This window comes from Variovorax sp. RTB1 (assembly GCF_035018765.1).
GTDB lineage: Bacteria > Pseudomonadota > Gammaproteobacteria > Burkholderiales > Burkholderiaceae_C > Variovorax.
Map to the genome: position 1 here is coordinate 59,868 of NZ_JASJXG010000008.1, position 17,278 is coordinate 77,145.

The 17,278-nt window shown below is 61.5% G+C and carries 16 protein-coding genes; 8 read left to right on the forward strand and 8 right to left on the reverse strand.

Annotation, left to right across the window (positions count from 1 at the left end; all coding sequences use genetic code 11):
- Positions 1-40 precede the first annotated feature (40 nt).
- Complete coding sequence (locus QN397_RS07960) at positions 41-2,410, reverse strand: xanthine dehydrogenase family protein molybdopterin-binding subunit (protein ID WP_323500597.1); 2,370 nt, start codon at positions 2,408-2,410, stop codon at positions 41-43.
- 155 nt (positions 2,411-2,565) lie between these two features.
- Here QN397_RS07960 and aat point away from each other — a divergent pair, with 155 nt between their 5' ends.
- From aat to QN397_RS07975, 3 genes are read left to right on the forward strand one after another with little or no spacing between them, the layout of a single operon-like run.
- Positions 2,566-3,327 (forward strand): leucyl/phenylalanyl-tRNA--protein transferase, encoded by a 762-nt coding sequence (gene aat, locus QN397_RS07965; RefSeq protein WP_323500598.1) that lies wholly within the window; start codon positions 2,566-2,568, stop codon positions 3,325-3,327.
- Positions 3,324-4,073 (forward strand): arginyltransferase, encoded by a 750-nt coding sequence (locus tag QN397_RS07970; RefSeq protein WP_323497750.1) that lies wholly within the window; start codon positions 3,324-3,326, stop codon positions 4,071-4,073. The genes aat and QN397_RS07970 overlap by 4 nt, the downstream gene beginning before the upstream one ends.
- A 30-nt stretch (positions 4,074-4,103) precedes the next feature.
- On the forward strand, positions 4,104-4,901 hold the full coding sequence (locus QN397_RS07975) for an IclR family transcriptional regulator (RefSeq protein WP_187051721.1): 798 nt from the start codon (positions 4,104-4,106) through the stop codon (positions 4,899-4,901).
- Positions 4,902-4,977: 76 nt separating this feature from the next.
- On the opposite strand, the gene QN397_RS07980 is transcribed toward QN397_RS07975, so the two are convergent.
- From QN397_RS07980 to QN397_RS08010, 7 genes are all read right to left on the reverse strand, one after another.
- A complete protein-coding gene (locus QN397_RS07980) occupies positions 4,978-6,195 on the reverse strand; it encodes a serine hydrolase (protein WP_323500599.1) in 1,218 nt (405 codons plus the stop codon).
- 116 nt (positions 6,196-6,311) lie between these two features.
- Positions 6,312-7,850: a 2-isopropylmalate synthase gene (locus tag QN397_RS07985; RefSeq protein WP_323497752.1), complete on the reverse strand. Its 1,539-nt coding sequence runs from the start codon at positions 7,848-7,850 to the stop codon at positions 6,312-6,314.
- 11 nt (positions 7,851-7,861) lie between these two features.
- Positions 7,862-9,565 (reverse strand): 2-isopropylmalate synthase, encoded by a 1,704-nt coding sequence (leuA, locus tag QN397_RS07990; RefSeq protein ID WP_323500600.1) that lies wholly within the window; start codon positions 9,563-9,565, stop codon positions 7,862-7,864.
- Between the two features lie 182 nt (positions 9,566-9,747).
- Positions 9,748-10,572 (reverse strand): CDP-diacylglycerol--serine O-phosphatidyltransferase, encoded by an 825-nt coding sequence (pssA, locus tag QN397_RS07995; protein ID WP_323500601.1) that lies wholly within the window; start codon positions 10,570-10,572, stop codon positions 9,748-9,750.
- A gap of 84 nt (positions 10,573-10,656) precedes the next feature.
- A complete protein-coding gene (gene ilvC, locus QN397_RS08000; RefSeq protein WP_187051716.1) occupies positions 10,657-11,673 on the reverse strand; it encodes a ketol-acid reductoisomerase in 1,017 nt (338 codons plus the stop codon).
- A 57-nt stretch (positions 11,674-11,730) separates the two neighbouring features.
- The gene (ilvN, locus tag QN397_RS08005) at positions 11,731-12,222 is read right to left on the reverse strand and encodes an acetolactate synthase small subunit (RefSeq protein WP_187051715.1); all 492 of its coding nucleotides are present in this window, start codon (positions 12,220-12,222) and stop codon (positions 11,731-11,733) included.
- Positions 12,223-12,327: 105 nt separating this feature from the next.
- The gene (locus tag QN397_RS08010; RefSeq protein ID WP_323500602.1) at positions 12,328-14,112 is read right to left on the reverse strand and encodes an acetolactate synthase 3 catalytic subunit; all 1,785 of its coding nucleotides are present in this window, start codon (positions 14,110-14,112) and stop codon (positions 12,328-12,330) included.
- Between the two features lie 250 nt (positions 14,113-14,362).
- On the opposite strand from QN397_RS08010, the gene QN397_RS08015 reads away from it, so the two are divergent.
- The 5 genes from QN397_RS08015 to QN397_RS08035 all read left to right on the forward strand — a co-directional run bounded on the left by QN397_RS08015 (position 14,363) and on the right by QN397_RS08035 (position 17,256).
- A complete protein-coding gene (locus tag QN397_RS08015; protein ID WP_323497755.1) occupies positions 14,363-14,929 on the forward strand; it encodes an RNA polymerase sigma factor in 567 nt (188 codons plus the stop codon).
- A complete protein-coding gene (locus QN397_RS08020; protein WP_323500603.1) occupies positions 14,926-15,366 on the forward strand; it encodes a DUF3619 family protein in 441 nt (146 codons plus the stop codon). The genes QN397_RS08015 and QN397_RS08020 overlap by 4 nt, the downstream gene beginning before the upstream one ends.
- A gap of 9 nt (positions 15,367-15,375) precedes the next feature.
- The gene (locus QN397_RS08025; protein WP_323500604.1) at positions 15,376-16,206 is read left to right on the forward strand and encodes a DUF3106 domain-containing protein; all 831 of its coding nucleotides are present in this window, start codon (positions 15,376-15,378) and stop codon (positions 16,204-16,206) included.
- The gene (locus QN397_RS08030; RefSeq protein WP_323500605.1) at positions 16,206-16,784 is read left to right on the forward strand and encodes an RDD family protein; all 579 of its coding nucleotides are present in this window, start codon (positions 16,206-16,208) and stop codon (positions 16,782-16,784) included. Before QN397_RS08025 ends, QN397_RS08030 begins: the two co-directional genes overlap by 1 nt.
- A 73-nt stretch (positions 16,785-16,857) precedes the next feature.
- Complete coding sequence (locus tag QN397_RS08035) at positions 16,858-17,256, forward strand: diacylglycerol kinase (RefSeq protein ID WP_323500606.1); 399 nt, start codon at positions 16,858-16,860, stop codon at positions 17,254-17,256.
- The last annotated feature ends 22 nt before the right edge of the window (positions 17,257-17,278 follow it).

Sequence of the window (17,278 nt, forward strand, 5' to 3'; positions counted from 1 at the left end):
GTAGCCGATGATGCGGCCGAGGATGGCCGCGCCGTAGCCTTCAGACGGTAGAGGTTTCTTGCATCGCGTGCCACACCCGCGAGGGGCTTAGCGGCATCTGCAGGTGCGCCGTCTTCGAGCCCAGCCCGTTGCGCGCGAACGCATCTGCCACCGCATTGACCACTGCCGGCGTCGCGCCAATGGTGCCGAGCTCGCCCACACCCTTCACCCCCAGCGGGTTGTTCTTGCAGGGCGTCGACTCATCCATTTCCATCTTGAACATCGACTCGATGACATCGGCCCGCGGTGCCACATAGTCCATCAGGCTGCCGGTCACCGGCTGCCCGGTTTCTCGGTCGTACACCACCTGTTCGTAAAGCGCCTGGCCTATGCCCTGCACCGCGCCACCATCGAGCTGGCCGCGCACGATCATCGGGTTGATCACACGGCCGACATCGTTGACCGAGCTGTAGGCGACCACGGTGACATCGCCGGTCGGCGGATCGATCTCGATCTCGCAGATATGGCAGCCGTTGGGCCATGTCGGGCCAGCGACGGCGCTGGTCGAATCGACGAAGATTTCGCGCTCGGGTTGCTTGCCGGCCAGCGCGAACAGGTCTAGCTTGAGGTCGGTGCCAGCGACGGTGAACACGCCGTTGGCGTAAGTCACGTCAGCGGCAGCGGCCTCGAACTCTTTCGCAGCCAGATCACGGGCCTTGTCGATGGTGCGTTCGGCGCCGACGCGTACAGCCGAGCCGCCGGTAAAGAGCGAACGCGAGCCGGCGCTGCCGAAACCATCGCCGCGATCGGTGTCGCCCAGCACGATGCGCACTTTCTCGATCGGCACGCCGAAAGCGTCGACTGCCAACTGCGCCAGAGAAGTTGCGATGCCCTGCCCCATCGCATTGACGGCGGAGAACACTTCGATGACGCCGTCTGCGTGCACCGAAACCGTCACGCGCTCTTCGAAAACGTTGCCACCGGTCCATTCCAGAAAGGTCGCGATGCCGAGGCCGCGTTGCTTGCCTTCCTTCGCCGAGGCTGCAACACGGGCTTCGAAGCCGTCCCAATCGGCCAGTGCCAAGCCCTGGTTCATCACCGATTCGAACTGCCCCGTGTCGTAGGTCTGCCCCATCGGATTCTTGTACGGCATCTGATCGGGATGGATGAAATTGCGACGGCGAAGCGCAACGCGGTCGATACCGGTCTGGCGCGCGGCTTCGTCCATCAGACGCTCGATCGTGAAGATCGCCTCGGGCCGGCCAGCGCCACGGTAGGCACCGGTCGGTGCGGTGTTGGTAAGCACCGCCTTGAAGTGGAAGTCGATGGTCTGGATGTCGTACACGCTGGTCTGCACCCAAGGGCCGATCAGCAACTGGATGGCGACGCCAGTGCCGGTGGCATAAGCGCCGACGTTGGCCAGCGTCTTGATGCGCAGGCCGAGGATCTTGCCGTCGGCTGCGAGTGCGAGTTCGGCTTGCGTTTCGATGTCCCGGCCATGTGCGGACGAGAGAAATTCCTCGCTGCGTTCGCTCACCCATTTCACTGGGCGTTTGACTGCGCGCGAGGCGTAGGCCACGACCACGTCTTCGGGGTACGCGCTGGTCTTCATGCCGAATCCGCCGCCTACATCGCCGACCACGACGCGGACTTTTTCTTTGGCGAGTCCGAGGCATGCACACACCGTATCGCGCACGCCTGACGGCATCTGCGTACTCATGCGGATCGTCGTCCGGTCTGTCGCGGCATCGAAGTCGGCAAGCACCGAGCGCGGCTCGATGGTCAGCGCCACGACACGCTGGTTGGCGATGTCCAGCGTAACCACATGGCTCGCCTTGGCGAACGCTGCCACCGTCTCTTCTGCGCTGCCGTGCCGCATCTCGGCCGAGATGTTGCCGGTAGCGGCATCGTCAAGCAGCGGCGCGCCTTCGGCTGTTGCGCTTTGCACGTCGACGACCATCGGCAGGTCTTCGTAGTCGACCATCACGGCTTCGGCTGCATCGCGAGCTTGCTGAACGCTGTCGGCGACGACCGCCACCACGGGCTCGCCGACGAAGCGCGCCCGCTCGTGTGCCAGCGCGTAGCGTGGCGGCGATACGCAATCGCTGCCATCGCCGCGCTTGAAACCGGCCACGCCAGCCATCGGCTTGACGCCGGCTTCGGCCATTTCAGCGCCGGTGATCACGCGCAACACGCCCGGCATGGCGCTCGCTGCAGCGGTGTCGACAGACTTGATGAGCGCGTGCGGATACGGTGACCGCAAGAACACGAGGTAGCCCTGTCCGGGCAACGTAACGTCGTCGGTGTAGCGGCCGGTGCCTGCAAGCAGGCTTTCGTCTTCGAGCCGGCGTACGGCCTGGCCACTGCCGAAGCGAAGCGGACCCGACGGGGCGGGTAGGCTGGAGGCGGCGGAAGTAACTTCAGTATTCAAGATGAGTCCTCGCGGGATTTATTTCGTCGTGTGGGGGCTGACCGGGGCGCTGAGCGCGCGCGCCTGCGCACTATAGAAGCTTCGGCGAATCAAGGCTGACGGTATGTAATGCCGGGGTATGCAGGGATATCGCGAAGCCGTGTATACCTGGGGCCATGCAAGTTCCATGGCTCGAACCCGGCGACCCGCTGCCCGACCCGGCGTCGGCTTGGGGTGAGGCCGACCCGGTGCCCGGGCTACTGGCCGCCGGCGGCGCACTCGATGTGCCGTCGCTGTTGCAGGCTTACAGCCACTGCATCTTCCCGTGGTTCAGCGAGGGTCAGCCAATCTTGTGGTGGAGCCCGGATCCGCGCATGGTGCTGGAAGTGGCGCGCTTCAAACTGCATCGGTCGTTGCGCAAAACACTGGCGCAATTCGCGGCGACGGCACGCTGCGAGATTCGCGTCGACCGGAACTTCGAGGCCGTGATCACCGCGTGCTCAAAGGCGCCGCGTGCCGGACAGTCGGGCACCTGGATCGTTCCGGAAATGGTCGAGGCCTATGTCGCTTTGCATCGCGCAGGTTTTGCGCACAGCGTCGAGACGTGGATCGACGGTGAGCTGGCCGGAGGTTTGTATTGCGTGGCGATCGGCGGCGCGGTGTTCGGCGAGTCGATGTTCACGCGGCAGCCCGATGCGTCGAAGATCGCGCTGTCGGCGCTCGTGTGCCTGTGCCGTCGTCACGGTATTGCCATGATCGACTGCCAGCAGAACACGGCGCATCTGACCAGCTTGGGCGCGCGCGAGATGCCGCGTGCCAGCTTCGTGTCGCACGTAGCAAACGCCGTTCAGGCCCATCGACAAAGCGCGCCACAGTGGAATTTTGAGCCCGTATACTGGAATGAACTCCTCTCAGCGCGACATTTTTCGACGACGTGACGCATCTCAAGGACCTACCGCTCCACACGCTGCAGTTCTATGCGACTGCGCCCTATCCGTGCAGCTATTTGCCGGACCGTCAAGCGCGTTCGCAAGTTGCTACTCCGAGTCATTTGATCCACAACGACACCTACTCCGAGCTGGTGTTGACCGGCTTCCGGCGCAGCGGCATGTTCACTTATCGGCCCTACTGCGACGGCTGCAGCGCCTGCATTCCGCTGCGTGTTCAGGTCAACGAGTTTCAGCCGAGCCGCAGCCAACGCCGTGCTCGCGCGAAGCACGAAAATCTGCAAGCGCGGGTGCTCAAGCTGTGTTTCGTGCCAGAGCATTACCAACTCTATCTGCGTTATCAAACCGGTCGCCATTCCGGCGGCGGCATGGACCACGACAGCATCGACCAGTACACGCAGTTCCTGCTGCAAAGCCGCGTGAATTCGCGGCTCGTCGAATTTCGGGAGACGCTGGCCGACGGCAGTGCCGGTGCGCTCAAGATGGTGTCGATCCTCGACGTGCTGAACGATGGCATCTCTGCCGTCTATACCTTCTACGAACCCGACGCTGGTGCAGCCTATGGCAACTACGGCGTGCTCTGGCAGATCGAGCAGGCGAAGCGGTTGGGGCTGTCGCACGTGTACCTTGGCTATTGGATCGAGGGCAGCGCCAAAATGAACTACAAAGCGCGCTATGCGCCACATGAAGTGCTGATTGAAGGTCGTTGGCAGCCGGGCGGCGATTTCACAAAGTAAAATGGACGTCCGTCAACACGGATTGCTGCCATGAGAAAACCCCCCTCCGACGGTCCCGCCACACCTGTCGTCCAGGTCATCGAGCGCATGTTTTCGCTGATCGACGTTCTCGCGTCCCGCGAGGACGCGATGTCGCTGAAGGAAATCAGCGAAAAGACCGGCCTGCACCCCTCGACCACCCACCGCATCCTGAATGACCTGGCAGTAGGTCGCTTCGTCGACCGGCCGGAGGCCGGCAGCTACCGGCTGGGGATGCGGCTGCTCGAACTGGGCAACCTCGTCAAAGGTCGCCTCAACGTGCGCGACGCCGCGCTGACGCCGATGCGCGAACTGCACAAGCTCACACAGCAACCCGTCAATCTCAGCATGCGCCAGGGGGACGAAATCGTCTACATCGAACGTGCCTACAGCGAGCGCTCCGGCATGCAGGTGGTGCGTGCCATCGGCGGCCGTGCACCGCTGCACCTCACATCGACCGGCAAGCTGTTTCTGGCGGTCGACGATCCGCAGCGGGTTCGCAGCTACGCGACGCGCACCGGTCTCGCAGGCCACACACGCAACAGCATCACGCAGTTGCCGGCGCTAGAGCGCGAGCTCTCTAAAGCGCGGCAATACGGCATTGCCCGGGACAACGAAGAGCTGGAGCTGGGCGTGCGCTGCATGGCGGCTGGCATTTACGACGACCAGGGCAAATTGATCGCTGGCTTGTCGATCTCGGCACCGGCCGACCGGCTCGACGACGGCTGGTTGCCGAAGCTGCAAGCCACGGCCAACGAAATCTCGGGTGCGTTGGGCTACAACGAAAACGGCGCTGTCACGACCGCATGAAGGGTCACTGACAGCACCGTCGCGCCATATCGGCACCTAAGCAGCGCGCCGATTGAGAGCGCAGAGCGAGATCGACTCAGCCTGCGATGTCAGCCGTCGCAACGCTCTGACGTGCTGCCGGCGACATCAAATGTGTTGCTTCGACCCAGCGGCGCACACGCTCGGCATCGCCAATGCGGCTCAGTTTGCCGGCCGAATCCAGGAACACCATGATGAGCTTACGGCCGGCGATTTTGGTCTGCATCACCAGGCATTGACCCGCTTCGTTGATGAAACCGGTCTTTTGCACACCGATGTCCCAGTCAGGGTTCTTCACCAGACGGTTGGTCGTGTTGAACTGCAGCAGGCGGTTGCCCACCTCGACCTGGTAGTTAGGCGAAGTAGAGAGTTGACGCACCGTGGCATCGGCAGAAGCCGCATTGACCAGCAGGGCCAGATCTTGCGCGCTGGACTGGTTGTTGAACGACAGACCGGTCGGCTCGACGTAACGCGTGTCCTTCATCCCCAGCAGGCGCGCCTTGGCGTTCATCACGCTGACAAAGGTGGCGGTGCCTCCTGGATAGGTGCGGGCCAACGCATGTGCCGCGCGGTTCTCGCTCGACATGAGTGCGAGGTGCAACAGTTCGCCGCGCGACAGCGTGGTGCCGACCATCAATCGCGAGCTGCTGTGCTTTTCAGTGTCGACATCGTCCTGGACGATGGTGATCAGTTCTTCGTTAGGCAGGCGGGCTTCACTCATGACCAGACCGGTCATGAGCTTGGTGAGTGAAGCGATCGGCAGGATGGCGTGGTCGTTCTTGCTGAACAGCACTTCGCGCGTGTCCTGATCGATCACCAGCGCGGCGTTCGACTTCAGGTCAAGCGCGTCTTCGGTGTGGTTGAGGCCGGCCATCTGACCGAAGGACAAGCGGGGCGGCGCCTCTGCGACGCGAACGATGGAACGGCGCTGCACGGCGACGACGGTCTTGCCACCGCGTTGCCGAATGGTTGCAACCACGTTGCGGCCGCCGCGGACCACACGGTCTTCGTTGTCGGCGCGTACGACCTTCTCGGTCTTGGCACCGCGTTTAGCGGTTGCAGCATGGGGCGCCTGCGCAACGCTCTTCGCACCCTTGGCACGGCTGTCGCCAGCAGCCTGGCTCTTCTTGGCAACCGGTGCCTCGTGCTTCCTGGCGGCTTGCGCTTCAGGCAACAAAAACGCCGTGCTGTACACGGCGATGAGGGTAACGGCGACGAGTCGGAACGCGGGTAGAAACCGCTGGCTGGAAACTCGATGACGACGGGCTTCGGGCATTAAAAAACTCTCCAGCGGTTGCGAATGTGACCGCAGTGTATCCAAATCAAAAAAGACACGCAATATCAGTTACTTGCGTCCCCTTCTTGAATCGAAATAAAGGATCGCCCGAAAACTCAACCTTGCGCCGCTACTCTCTCAGCTTGGCTCTGTAACTTATTGAGGGCACTCAAATAAGCCTTGGCCGACGCCACCACGATGTCGGGGTCTGCACCCACCCCGTTGACGACCCGGCCGGCATTTTGAAGCCGAACTGTCACTTCACCCTGACTTTCGGTGGAACCACTGATGGCGTTCACCGAATAAAGGACCATTTCAGCCCCGCTTTTCACATGTTCTTCGATCGCCTTCAATGAAGCATCGACCGGGCCATTTCCCTCGGAAACACCGACTACTTCCTTGCCTTGCACCGTGAACACGATTCGGGCATGGGGCCGCTCGCCTGTCTCGCTGTGCTGCACCAACGATACAAATGCAAACTTGTCCCCAACGTTTGACACTTCCTCTGCGCTGACGAGCGCGAGGATGTCTTCATCAAATATTTCGCTTTTTCGGTCTGCCAGCTCTTTGAAGCGCGAGAACGCGGCGTTGATCTCGGCCTCGCTCTCCATCGTGACGCCAAGTTCGATCAACCGCTGCTTGAACGCGTTGCGGCCGCTCAGTTTGCCCAGCACGATCTTGTTGGCGGCCCAGCCCACGTCTTCGGCCCTCATGATTTCATAGGTGTCGCGCGCCTTCAGCACGCCGTCCTGATGAATGCCAGAGGCATGCGCAAAGGCATTGGCACCAACGACCGCCTTGTTGGGCTGCACCACGAATCCGGTGGTCTGGCTGACCATGCGACTCGCTGCCAGGATGTGTTTTGCATCGATGTTCATATCGAGCCCGAAGTAGTCGCGGCGCGTCTTCACTGCCATGACGATCTCTTCGAGCGAACAGTTGCCCGCACGCTCGCCCAGGCCGTTGATCGTGCATTCGACCTGTCGCGCGCCGCCGATCTTCACGCCGGCCAGCGAGTTCGCGACCGCCATGCCGAGGTCGTTGTGGCAATGTACCGACCACACGGCCTTGTCGCTATTCGGCACGCGCTCGCGCAGTGTCTTGATGAAGGTGCCGTACAGCTCGGGGATCGCATAGCCCACGGTGTCGGGCACGTTGATGGTGGTGGCGCCTTCGTTGATCACTGCCTCGATCACTCGGCACAGAAAGTCCATGTCGCTGCGATAGCCGTCTTCCGGGCTGAACTCGACATCGGCGACCAGATTGCGGGCGAAGCGCACCGCTAGTTTGGCCTGCTCGAACACCTCGTCCGCCGACATGCGCAGCTTCTTCTCCATATGCAGCGGCGACGTGGCAATGAAAGTGTGGATGCGCCCGTTGGCCGCACCCTTCAGTGCCTCGGCCGCGCGTGAGATGTCACGGTCATTGGCGCGCGACAGGCCACAGATGGTCGAGTCCTTGATCGCATTGGCGATCGCCTTCACGGCCTCGAAGTCGCCATTGGAGCTGGCAGGAAAACCGGCCTCGATCACATCGACCTTCAGGCGCTCCAGTTGCTTGGCGATGCGCAGCTTCTCGTCGCGCGTCATCGAAGCTCCCGGCGACTGTTCCCCATCGCGCAATGTGGTGTCGAAAATGATCAGCTGGTCGGTCATCGTGTGTCTCCTCAGGCGGGTTCGGCGAGCGATTGTGCGCTGCGGGCGCCTTGCGCCCTGGCGCGCTCCAGCCCCGAAACGATAGCCTTGAGCGACGCCGAAATGATGTCGGCATCAATGCCCACGCCGAACAGGGTCTGCGATTCGTCGACACGGAGTTCGAGGTAAGCGACGGCCTGCGCATCCGCACCAGCGCCTATGGCGTGCTGGTGGTAGTCGAGGACGCGTACTGTGTGCCCGGTGGCATCGGTCAGCGCATGGATAAAAGCATCGATCGGACCGTTGCCGCGTCCTTCGACAGGTCGACTTTCGCCTTGCCATGGCAGGTCACCGCGCAACACCACCTGAGCATTGGCGCCCTCGCCCTGCTCCTCGAGCACCCGGTGCTGCAACGCGTGCGCCGCCTTCAATCCGTACTCGCGCTCGAACATGGCGTAGAGATCGGCGGCGGAGAGTTCCTTGCCGGCGATGTCCATCTCCTTTTGCACCGTCTGCATGAATTCCATCTGAAGGCGACGCGGCATTTCAAGGCCATATTCGCTTTCGAGCAGGTACGCCATGCCGCCCTTGCCGGACTGGCTGTTAACGCGAATGACGGCTTCGTAGCTGCGTCCCACATCTTTGGGATCGATCGGCAGATAGGGCATATCCCAAATGTCGCCTTCCTTGCGTGCCGAAAAGGCTTTCTTGATCGCATCCTGATGCGAGCCGGAAAACGACGTGTAAACCAGGTCGCCGACATACGGATGGCGCGGGTGCACTGGCAATTGGTTGCACTGCTCCACGGTCGCACGGATCTCGTCGATATTCGAGAAATCGAGTCCGGGAGACACGCCCTGCGTGTAGAGGTTGAGCGCGACGTTGACCAAGTCGAGGTTGCCGGTTCGCTCACCGTTGCCGAAGAGGCATCCTTCGAGGCGGTCGGCACCCGCCATCAACGCGAACTCGCCAGCAGCCGTGCCGGTGCCGCGGTCGTTGTGCGGGTGCACCGACAGCACGATCGCTTCGCGTCGCTCGAGGTTGCGGTGCATCCACTCGATCATGTCGGCGAAGATGTTGGGCGTCGAATGCTCGACCGTCGAAGGCAAATTGACGATGCACTTGTGCTCGGCCGTCGGCTGCCAAACTTCGGTCACCGCATCGACCACACGCTTCGAGAAAGCGAGATCGGTTCCCGAGAACATCTCTGGCGAGTACTGAAAGGTCCACTGCGTTTCCGGCTGCTTGGCAGCGCAATCGTTGAACATGCGCGCGTGCGTCGTTGCAAGCTCGACGATCTGGTCCTCGTCCATGCCGAGCACAACACGCCGCATGATCGGCGCCACCGCGTTGTACAGGTGCACGATGGCCCGCGGCGCACCCTGCAGCGCTTCGAAGGTGCGGGTGATGAGGTGGTCACGCGCCTGCGTAAGCACCTGGATCGTCACGTCATCGGGAATGCGATCTTCATCGATCAGTTTGCGCACGAAGTCGAACTCGACTTGTGACGCCGAAGGAAATCCGACTTCGATTTCCTTGAAGCCGATGGCCACGAGCGTCTCGAACATCCGCGTCTTGCGCGCAATATCCATTGGCTCGACCAATGCCTGGTTGCCGTCGCGCAGATCGGTCGACAGCCAGATCGGGGCTTTGGTCAGCACGGCGTCGGGCCAGGTGCGGTCCTTGAGGCCGATCGGTGCAAAAGCGCGGTACTTGGCTTGAGGTTGCTTCAACATATCGATTTCTCTGTGATGGTTGGGGTGTCACCAGCAACCCCAAAAGCAAAACGGCCCGTTGCTGGTGCGAACGGGCCGTGGTGAGGGATTAGCGCGTGCGCTACCGTCTCCGCCCGAAGGGGGTCAGTAGTAGGGCCAGCGAAATCTTGTTCATAAAGGCTGTGAATGTAGCACAGGCCGTTTTACTTGTGGAGCCCGACTTCGTCGGGTTCGTCTGTGGACATGCTGATGACGCTTACTGGCTGCCCTTTGGCCTTGCGCCAGGCATAGACCACGTAGCCGCTGAGTCCGTAAATAACGAAAAGGCTGAACAGGACCGTCGGCGGATCAATGTTGATGACCGCGATGCCCAGCGCGATCAGGACAATCGCCGCGAACGGAACGCTCCGGGCCTTTCTGAAGTCCTTGAAACTATAGAACGGTGCGTTGGTCACCATCGTGAGTCCCGAGTAGAGCGTGAAACCGAACGTGATCCAGGTGATCTGTGCCCAGGACAGATACAACACCTCGCCACCGCGTTTGCCCGACTCGGTCATGAGCCAGATGAAGCCCATTACCAGTGCCGCGGCCGCGGGTGAAGGCAAGCCCTGAAACCAGCGCTTGTCGACCACGCCCGTGTTGACATTGAAGCGAGCCAGTCGCAACGCAGCGCAAGCGCAATAGACAAAGGCTGCGATCCAGCCCCAACGGCCCAGACCTTTCAGCGACCACTCATATGCGATCAACGCAGGCGCAGCGCCGAAAGACACCATGTCGGACAGCGAATCCATCTGCTCGCCGAACGCGCTTTGCGTGTTGGTCATGCGCGCGACGCGACCATCGAGGCTGTCGAGGATCATCGCGGCGAAAACGCCAAGCGCGGCCAAGTCGAAGCGGCCGTTCATGGCCATCACGATCGAATAGAAGCCGCCGAACAGCGCTGCCAACGTGAACAGGTTGGGCAGGATGTAGATGCCCTTACGCCGCTTGCGCGGTTGCACCTCGTCGGAGAGCGTGTCGTCATGCATGGAGTGGGCCTTTGGAGAAGCGCAGTGTAGTCAATGAAAAAGGGCCACCGCGCACGGTGGCCCTTACAGTGCGGAGGACAGCGATCAGTTGCGCGTTTGGTCCACGAGCTTGTTCTTTTTGATCCACGGCATCATCGCACGCAGCTTCTCGCCGACGACTTCGATCTGATGCTCGGCATTCAAACGGCGGCGGCTGATCAGCGTGGGCTGGCCAGCGGCGGCTTCGAGCACGAAACTCTTGGCATATTCGCCGGTCTGGATGTCCTTCAGCACCTGCCGCATTACATTCTTCGACTCGTCGTTGATGATGCGCGGGCCGGTCACGTACTCTCCGTATTCGGCGTTGTTCGAGATCGAGTAGTTCATGTTGGCGATGCCGCCTTCATAAATCAGATCGACGATGAGCTTGAGCTCATGCAGGCATTCGAAATACGCCATTTCCGGCGCGTAGCCGGCCTCGACCAACACTTCGAACCCAGCCTTGATCAGTTCGACCGTGCCTCCGCACAAAACAGCCTGCTCGCCGAACAAGTCGGTTTCGGTTTCTTCGCGGAAGTTGGTTTCGATGATGCCGGCCTTGCCCCCGCCGTTGGCCGTGGCGTAGCTCAACGCGAGGTCACGCGCCTTGCCGGTCTTGTCTTGGTGCACGGCCACAAGGTGGGGCACGCCGCCGCCTTGCGTGTAGGTGCTGCGAACCGTGTGGCCCGGCGCCTTCGGGGCGACCATCCAGACGTCGAGATCGGCGCGTGGCTGAACAAAGCCGTAGTGCACGTTGAAGCCGTGAGCAAAGACGAGCGAAGCGCCTTCCTTGATGTGCGGGGCGACATCGTTCTTGTAGACGTTGGCGATCTGCTCATCGGGCAGCAGGATCATGACGACGTCGGCTGACTTCACCGCATCCGCCACTTCAGCAACCTTGAGCCCAGCCTTGCCGACCTTGTCCCACGAGGCGCCGCCCTTTCGCAGGCCGACGACGACTTTGACGCCGCTGTCGTTCAAGTTTTGCGCATGCGCATGGCCTTGCGAGCCGTAGCCAATGATTGCGACCGTCTTGCCCTTGATGAGGCTGAGATCGGCGTCTTTGTCGTAGTAAACCTTCATGTCGTTGCTCCTTCGTTGAAATGTAGTGTGGGATGGGGAATGAACGGGTGGCGTGCTTTAGACGCGCAGGATGCGCTCGCCGCGACCGATGCCGCTGGCGCCGGTTCGCACGGTTTCGAGAATGGCGCTGCGGTCCAGCGCTTCGAGAAACGCGTCGTTTTTCGAATGGTCGCCGGTCAGTTCGATCGTGTAGCTCTTGTCGGTGACGTCGATGATGCGACCGCGAAAGATCTCGGCCATGCGCATCATCTCTTCGCGTTCCTTGCCGACCGCGCGGACCTTGACCATCATGAGTTCCCGCTCGGTATACGAGCCTTCGGTCAGGTCGACCACTTTGACGACTTCGATGAGCCGGTTCAGGTGCTTGGTAATCTGCTCGATGACGTCGTCGGAGCCTGCGGTGACGATGGTCATGCGCGACAGGCTGGCGTCTTCGGTCGGGGCGACCGTCAGCGATTCGATGTTATAGCCGCGGGCGGAGAATAAGCCGACCACCCGAGAGAGTGCGCCGGGCTCGTTTTCGAGCAGCACGGCAATGATGTGTTTCATAAGCGAAAGACTCCTCTTTTCGGTGCCCTCCCCGCGCAGCGGTAACCACGCGGCTTGGCAGCCAATAGATTCGTCTCGAGAAAAGTTAAGAGAACATTCCGACGATCAGAGATCTTCGGAACCCAACAGCATCTCAGTGATGCCTGCGCCGGCCTTGACCATCGGAAACACGTTTTCGGTCGGGTCGGTACGGAAATCCATGAAAACGGTGCGGTCCTTGAGCTTGCGCGCTTCACGCAGCGCCGGCTCGACGTCTTGGGGCCGCTCGATCAGCATGCCGACGTGCCCATAGGCCTCAGCCAGTTTCACGAAATTGGGCAGCGCGTCCATGTAGCTGTGGCTGTAACGGCCGGAGTATTCGATCTCTTGCCACTGACGGACCATGCCAAGGTAGCGGTTGTTCAGCGAACAGATCTTGATCGGGGTGTTGTACTGCAAACAGGTAGAGAGCTCCTGGATGCACATCTGGACCGAGCCTTCGCCAGTGATAGTGAACACCTCCGCATCGGGCTTGGCGAGCTTGATGCCCATCGCGTACGGAATCCCGACGCCCATCGTGCCGAGCCCACCAGAGTTGATCCAGCGCCGCGGCTCGTCGAAGCGGTAGTACTGCGCGGCCCACATCTGGTGTTGGCCCACGTCGGACGTGATGTAGCAGTCCGCATCCTTGGTCATATTCCACAGCGTCTCGACCACGTATTGCGGCTTGATGACATCGCCGTTGCCCCGGTCGTACTTCAGGCAGTCCTTGGCGCGCCACGTCTCGATGGTCTTCCACCAATCGGACAGGGCACCAGCGTCCGGTTTGGTCGATGACTCCTTGATCATCGTGATCAGTTCTGTCAGCACGTCTTTGACGTCGCCGACGATCGGGATGTCGACCTTCACACGTTTCGAGATACTCGAAGGATCGATGTCGATATGAATGATCTTGCGTTCGTTTTGCGCGAAGTGCTTCGGATTGCCGATCACGCGATCGTCGAAGCGCGCGCCGACTGCGAGCAGCACGTCGCAGTTCTGCATCGCGTTGTTGGCTTCGATGGTGCCGTGCATGCCCAGCATGCCGAGGAACTTGGGGTCGCTCGCGGGATAGGCGCCCAGGCCCATCAACGTGTTGGTGACCGGATAGCCGAGCATGTCGACCAACGTGCGCAGTTCGTTGGCGGCATTGCTCAACAGTACGCCGCCGCCCGTGTAGATATACGGCCGCTTCGCCGTCAGCAGCAGCTGTAGCGCCTTGCGGATCTGTCCGCCGTGGCCCTTGCGCACGGGGTTGTACGAGCGCATCTCGACCTTGTCGGGATGACCGGCGTACGGCACCTTCTTGAAAGACACGTCTTTCGGCACGTCGACCACCACCGGCCCGGGCCGGCCGGTGCGCGCGATGTGGAATGCCTTCTTGATCGTCATCGCAAGATCCTTCGGATCCTTGACGAGAAAGTTGTGCTTGACGATGGGCCGCGTAATGCCGACGGTGTCGCATTCCTGGAATGCGTCGAGCCCGATGGCCGCGGTCGGCACCTGACCCGAGATGATCACCATCGGGATCGAGTCCATGTACGCCGTTGCAATGCCCGTGACCGCATTTGTCAGCCCCGGGCCCGAAGTAACCAACGCCACGCCGACTTCACCCGTCGCGCGCGCATAGCCATCCGCTGCGTGCACCGCCGCCTGCTCGTGGCGCACGAGCACGTGCTGCATGGTGTCTTGCTTGTAGAGCGCGTCGTAGATGTACAGCACCGCGCCGCCGGGGTAGCCCCAGATGTACTTGACACCTTCGGCCTGCAGCGACTTGATGAGCACTTCTGCGCCCATGAGCTCTTGGGATTGATTGCCCATCCCGGAGGATGCGGCTGCTGCGGAAGCGAGTTCCGCTTTCGAGATTTCCATGATGAACCTTTGGAGTTTTTTCGGGAACGAAAAACCTTGGGTGCCCCTTGCCAACCCTTGTGAGGCCGCGCCAGGACTTGAGGCCGGTTGCCATGAGCGGATTGATGCTCCGCCGGACAAAGACCCGTTTGCCTTTTGACTTGCAGAGCGGATTATGACATCGGCCGCGCGATGCATAATCCGCGGCGGTAAAAACACAACTCGTCCAGATACAGACATCCCACGAGGCGCACTTCGCGCCGGACCCCGCTTGGCCACCGAAAAAGAACTTTCCGATTTCCTCAAAGGTGTTGAACGACGCGCTTTCAAACGCTCGATCTATCACGTCCGTGACGAGGAAGCTGCGCTCGACATCGTGCAGGACAGCATGATGAAGCTGGCGGAGCACTACGCGGACAAGCCGCCGAACGAGCTTCCGATGCTATTTCAGCGGATTCTGTCGAACTGCACGCTCGATTGGTTCCGCCGTCAAAAAACCCGACGCGCACTTTTTTCCAATCTCAGCGACTTCGAAGCTCCGGACGACGATGGAGAATTCGACCTGCTCGAGAACTTCGTGGCGCCCACCGACTCCAGAGAAACCGAGAGCGCCGAAGACACCACGCGACGCGCCCAGGTGTTCCACGACATCGAAGAAGAGATCGCCAAGCTGCCCGGGCGTCAACGCGAGGCCTTTCTAATGCGTTACTGGGAAGAAATGGATGTTGCTGAAACGGCTGCAGCAATGGGCTGCTCCGAAGGCAGCGTCAAAACTCATTGTTCGCGTGCCGTCCACGCCCTGAGCAAAGCGCTGACGGCCAAGGGAATTTCGCTATGACCAAATCGACCCAATCGTTCTCCACGCCTTCGGACGTCTTAGAAGCCCAGTTCGGCCGCCGCGTGGCGGCGCGCCTGGCGTCGGGCAGCGAGCAGTTGCCGCACGACATCGGCGAGCGATTGCGTGTGGCGCGGCAGCAGGCAGTCAGTCGGCGCAAAGTGGCGCCGCAATTGCACGCGGCGCCAGTGGTGGTTTCGAACGGCCGCTCCGCCACACTGGGCCTTGGCGGGCGTTGGTGGACCCGGATCGGCTCGGTGGTTCCGCTCATCGCTTTGGCTGCCGGCCTCATCACGATCAGCGTGATGCAGGACGACGACCGAGCCAACGACCTTGCCGAAGTCGATTCGGCCTTGCTCACCGGCGATTTGCCGCCTGCTGCCTACACCGACCCTGGTTTCGCGCAGTTCTTGAAAACTGACGACGCCACCGTCCGTTGACCCTGTCGAATGCCGCTCCGCTCTGCGTTCAGTTTTGATTTTTGCGCTTTGGCGCTTGCCACCCGCCCGTCGCGGCGGATGGTGGTCGCCTGGGCTGGCACGCTGCTGCGGATGGCCACGGCCGCAATTGCAATTTCTGCAGCGTCCAGCGCAAACGCCCAATTGCCGCTCGACGCCAAGGGGGCCAAAGCAGGTGCCCCGGCCTCGGCGGCTGCTATCGCACCCAAGACGGCGGTGGTTACCAAGCCCCTGTGGAGCGAGCTGAACCTGTCACAGCAATTGGCGCTGCAACCTCTGGCCGAGCACTGGGACAGGCTGTCGCTCGGACATAAGCGTAAGTGGCTGGCGATTACCCGTAACTACCCGAAGATGACGCCCGAAGAGCAAACCGTCATGCACAGCCGCATGTCCGGTTGGGCCACGTTGAGCCAGCAGCAACGGGTGCAGGCACGGTTGAATTTCGCCGAGGTAAAGCAGATTCCGGCGGACGAGCGCAAAGCGAAGTGGGAGGCCTACCAAGCACTGAGCGACGAGCAAAAGCGTGAGCTTGCCGAAAAAGCGGCGGTCAAGCCAGCTCGCGGTGCAGCGATACCTGCCAAGCCCGTGTCGGCTCAAAAGTTCGCGCCCGTGCCGGTGCCGGTGGGCGACCGCTTGCCGCGGATTCAACTGGCACCGCCCAGCGAGCCGACAGCAATGTCCGTTCGCGCATCACGCTCGTTGCCCGCGACCCCTTTCTTGGCGGCTCCTGTGTCGGGCGCTCCGATCCCTGCTGGAGCGCAGGTACTCGTTCCTGCGGCGCCGATCGAGCGTGCCTCCGCCCAACCATCGACGACACCCTGATGTCGCCGTCGATGCGTTCGTCCGATCCCGCAAAACCTGAAGCCAGTCTTTCCGAAACGCCCGGCGGCGCCGTAGAAGCAGCAGCGCTTTTGAGAGCGCCCGGCCTGTGGCGCCGAATGGCCTGCTGGCTGTACGAAGGCATGCTGATGTTCGCAGTCGTCTTCGTGGCAGGTTGGCTGTTCAGCACCTTGGGCCAAATGCGCGACGCGATGGACGAACGCCGTCATTTGCTTCAAGCCTTTCTGTTCGTCGTGTTCGGCGTGTACTTCGTCTGGTTCTGGATTCACGGCCAGACCCTCGCGATGAAAACCTGGGGCATCCGTATCGTCGACGCCAGTGGGCGACCTGTTACCCAGCGTCGCGCGTTGATTCGTTACCTGTTGGGCTGGATCTGGTTTCTGCCTCCGCTCGCCGCGATTGCACCTTTCAAGCTCTCCGGAGGCGAATCGGCGCTGCTGATTTCTGGCTGGGTGCTGATCTGGGCGCTCTTGTCGCGTTTTCAACCGCAGCACCAGTTCTGGCACGACGCCTGGGCCGGCACGCGGCTGATTTCGTCGCGGCCCATGAGCCGTCGCTAAACCGTATCCAAGCTGTACGCAAGCCGTACGCAGACTGCGCGTCGGCCGCGGTTAAGCTGCCACGAAACACACCATGAGTGCCCTCCCCGATCCCGCCGTTAATCCGCAAAAAGCCCGCAAGGGCCTGGAGCGTGTTTTTCACGCCACCCTCATTTCCCTGCAAGGCCTGCGCGCGGGTTGGAGCGAGCCGGCCTTCCGGCAAGAGGCGCTGATTTCCATCGTGCTGCTGCCAGCTTCTTTCTGGCTCGGCCGAAGCTGGGTCGAAACAGCGCTGCTTGCGTGCAGCGTCGTGCTGGTGATGATCGTGGAGTTGCTCAACACAGCCGTCGAGGCTGCCATCGATCGCATTGGTCCGGAGTGGCACGATCTGTCGAAGCGCGCCAAGGACATGGGCAGTGCGGCAGTGCTGCTTTCCTTGCTGATTTGCGGCGGCATCTGGGCGGCCGCGCTCTGGCAACGTTTCGTGGGCTGACAAAGTTCTGGCCCGCCGCCGT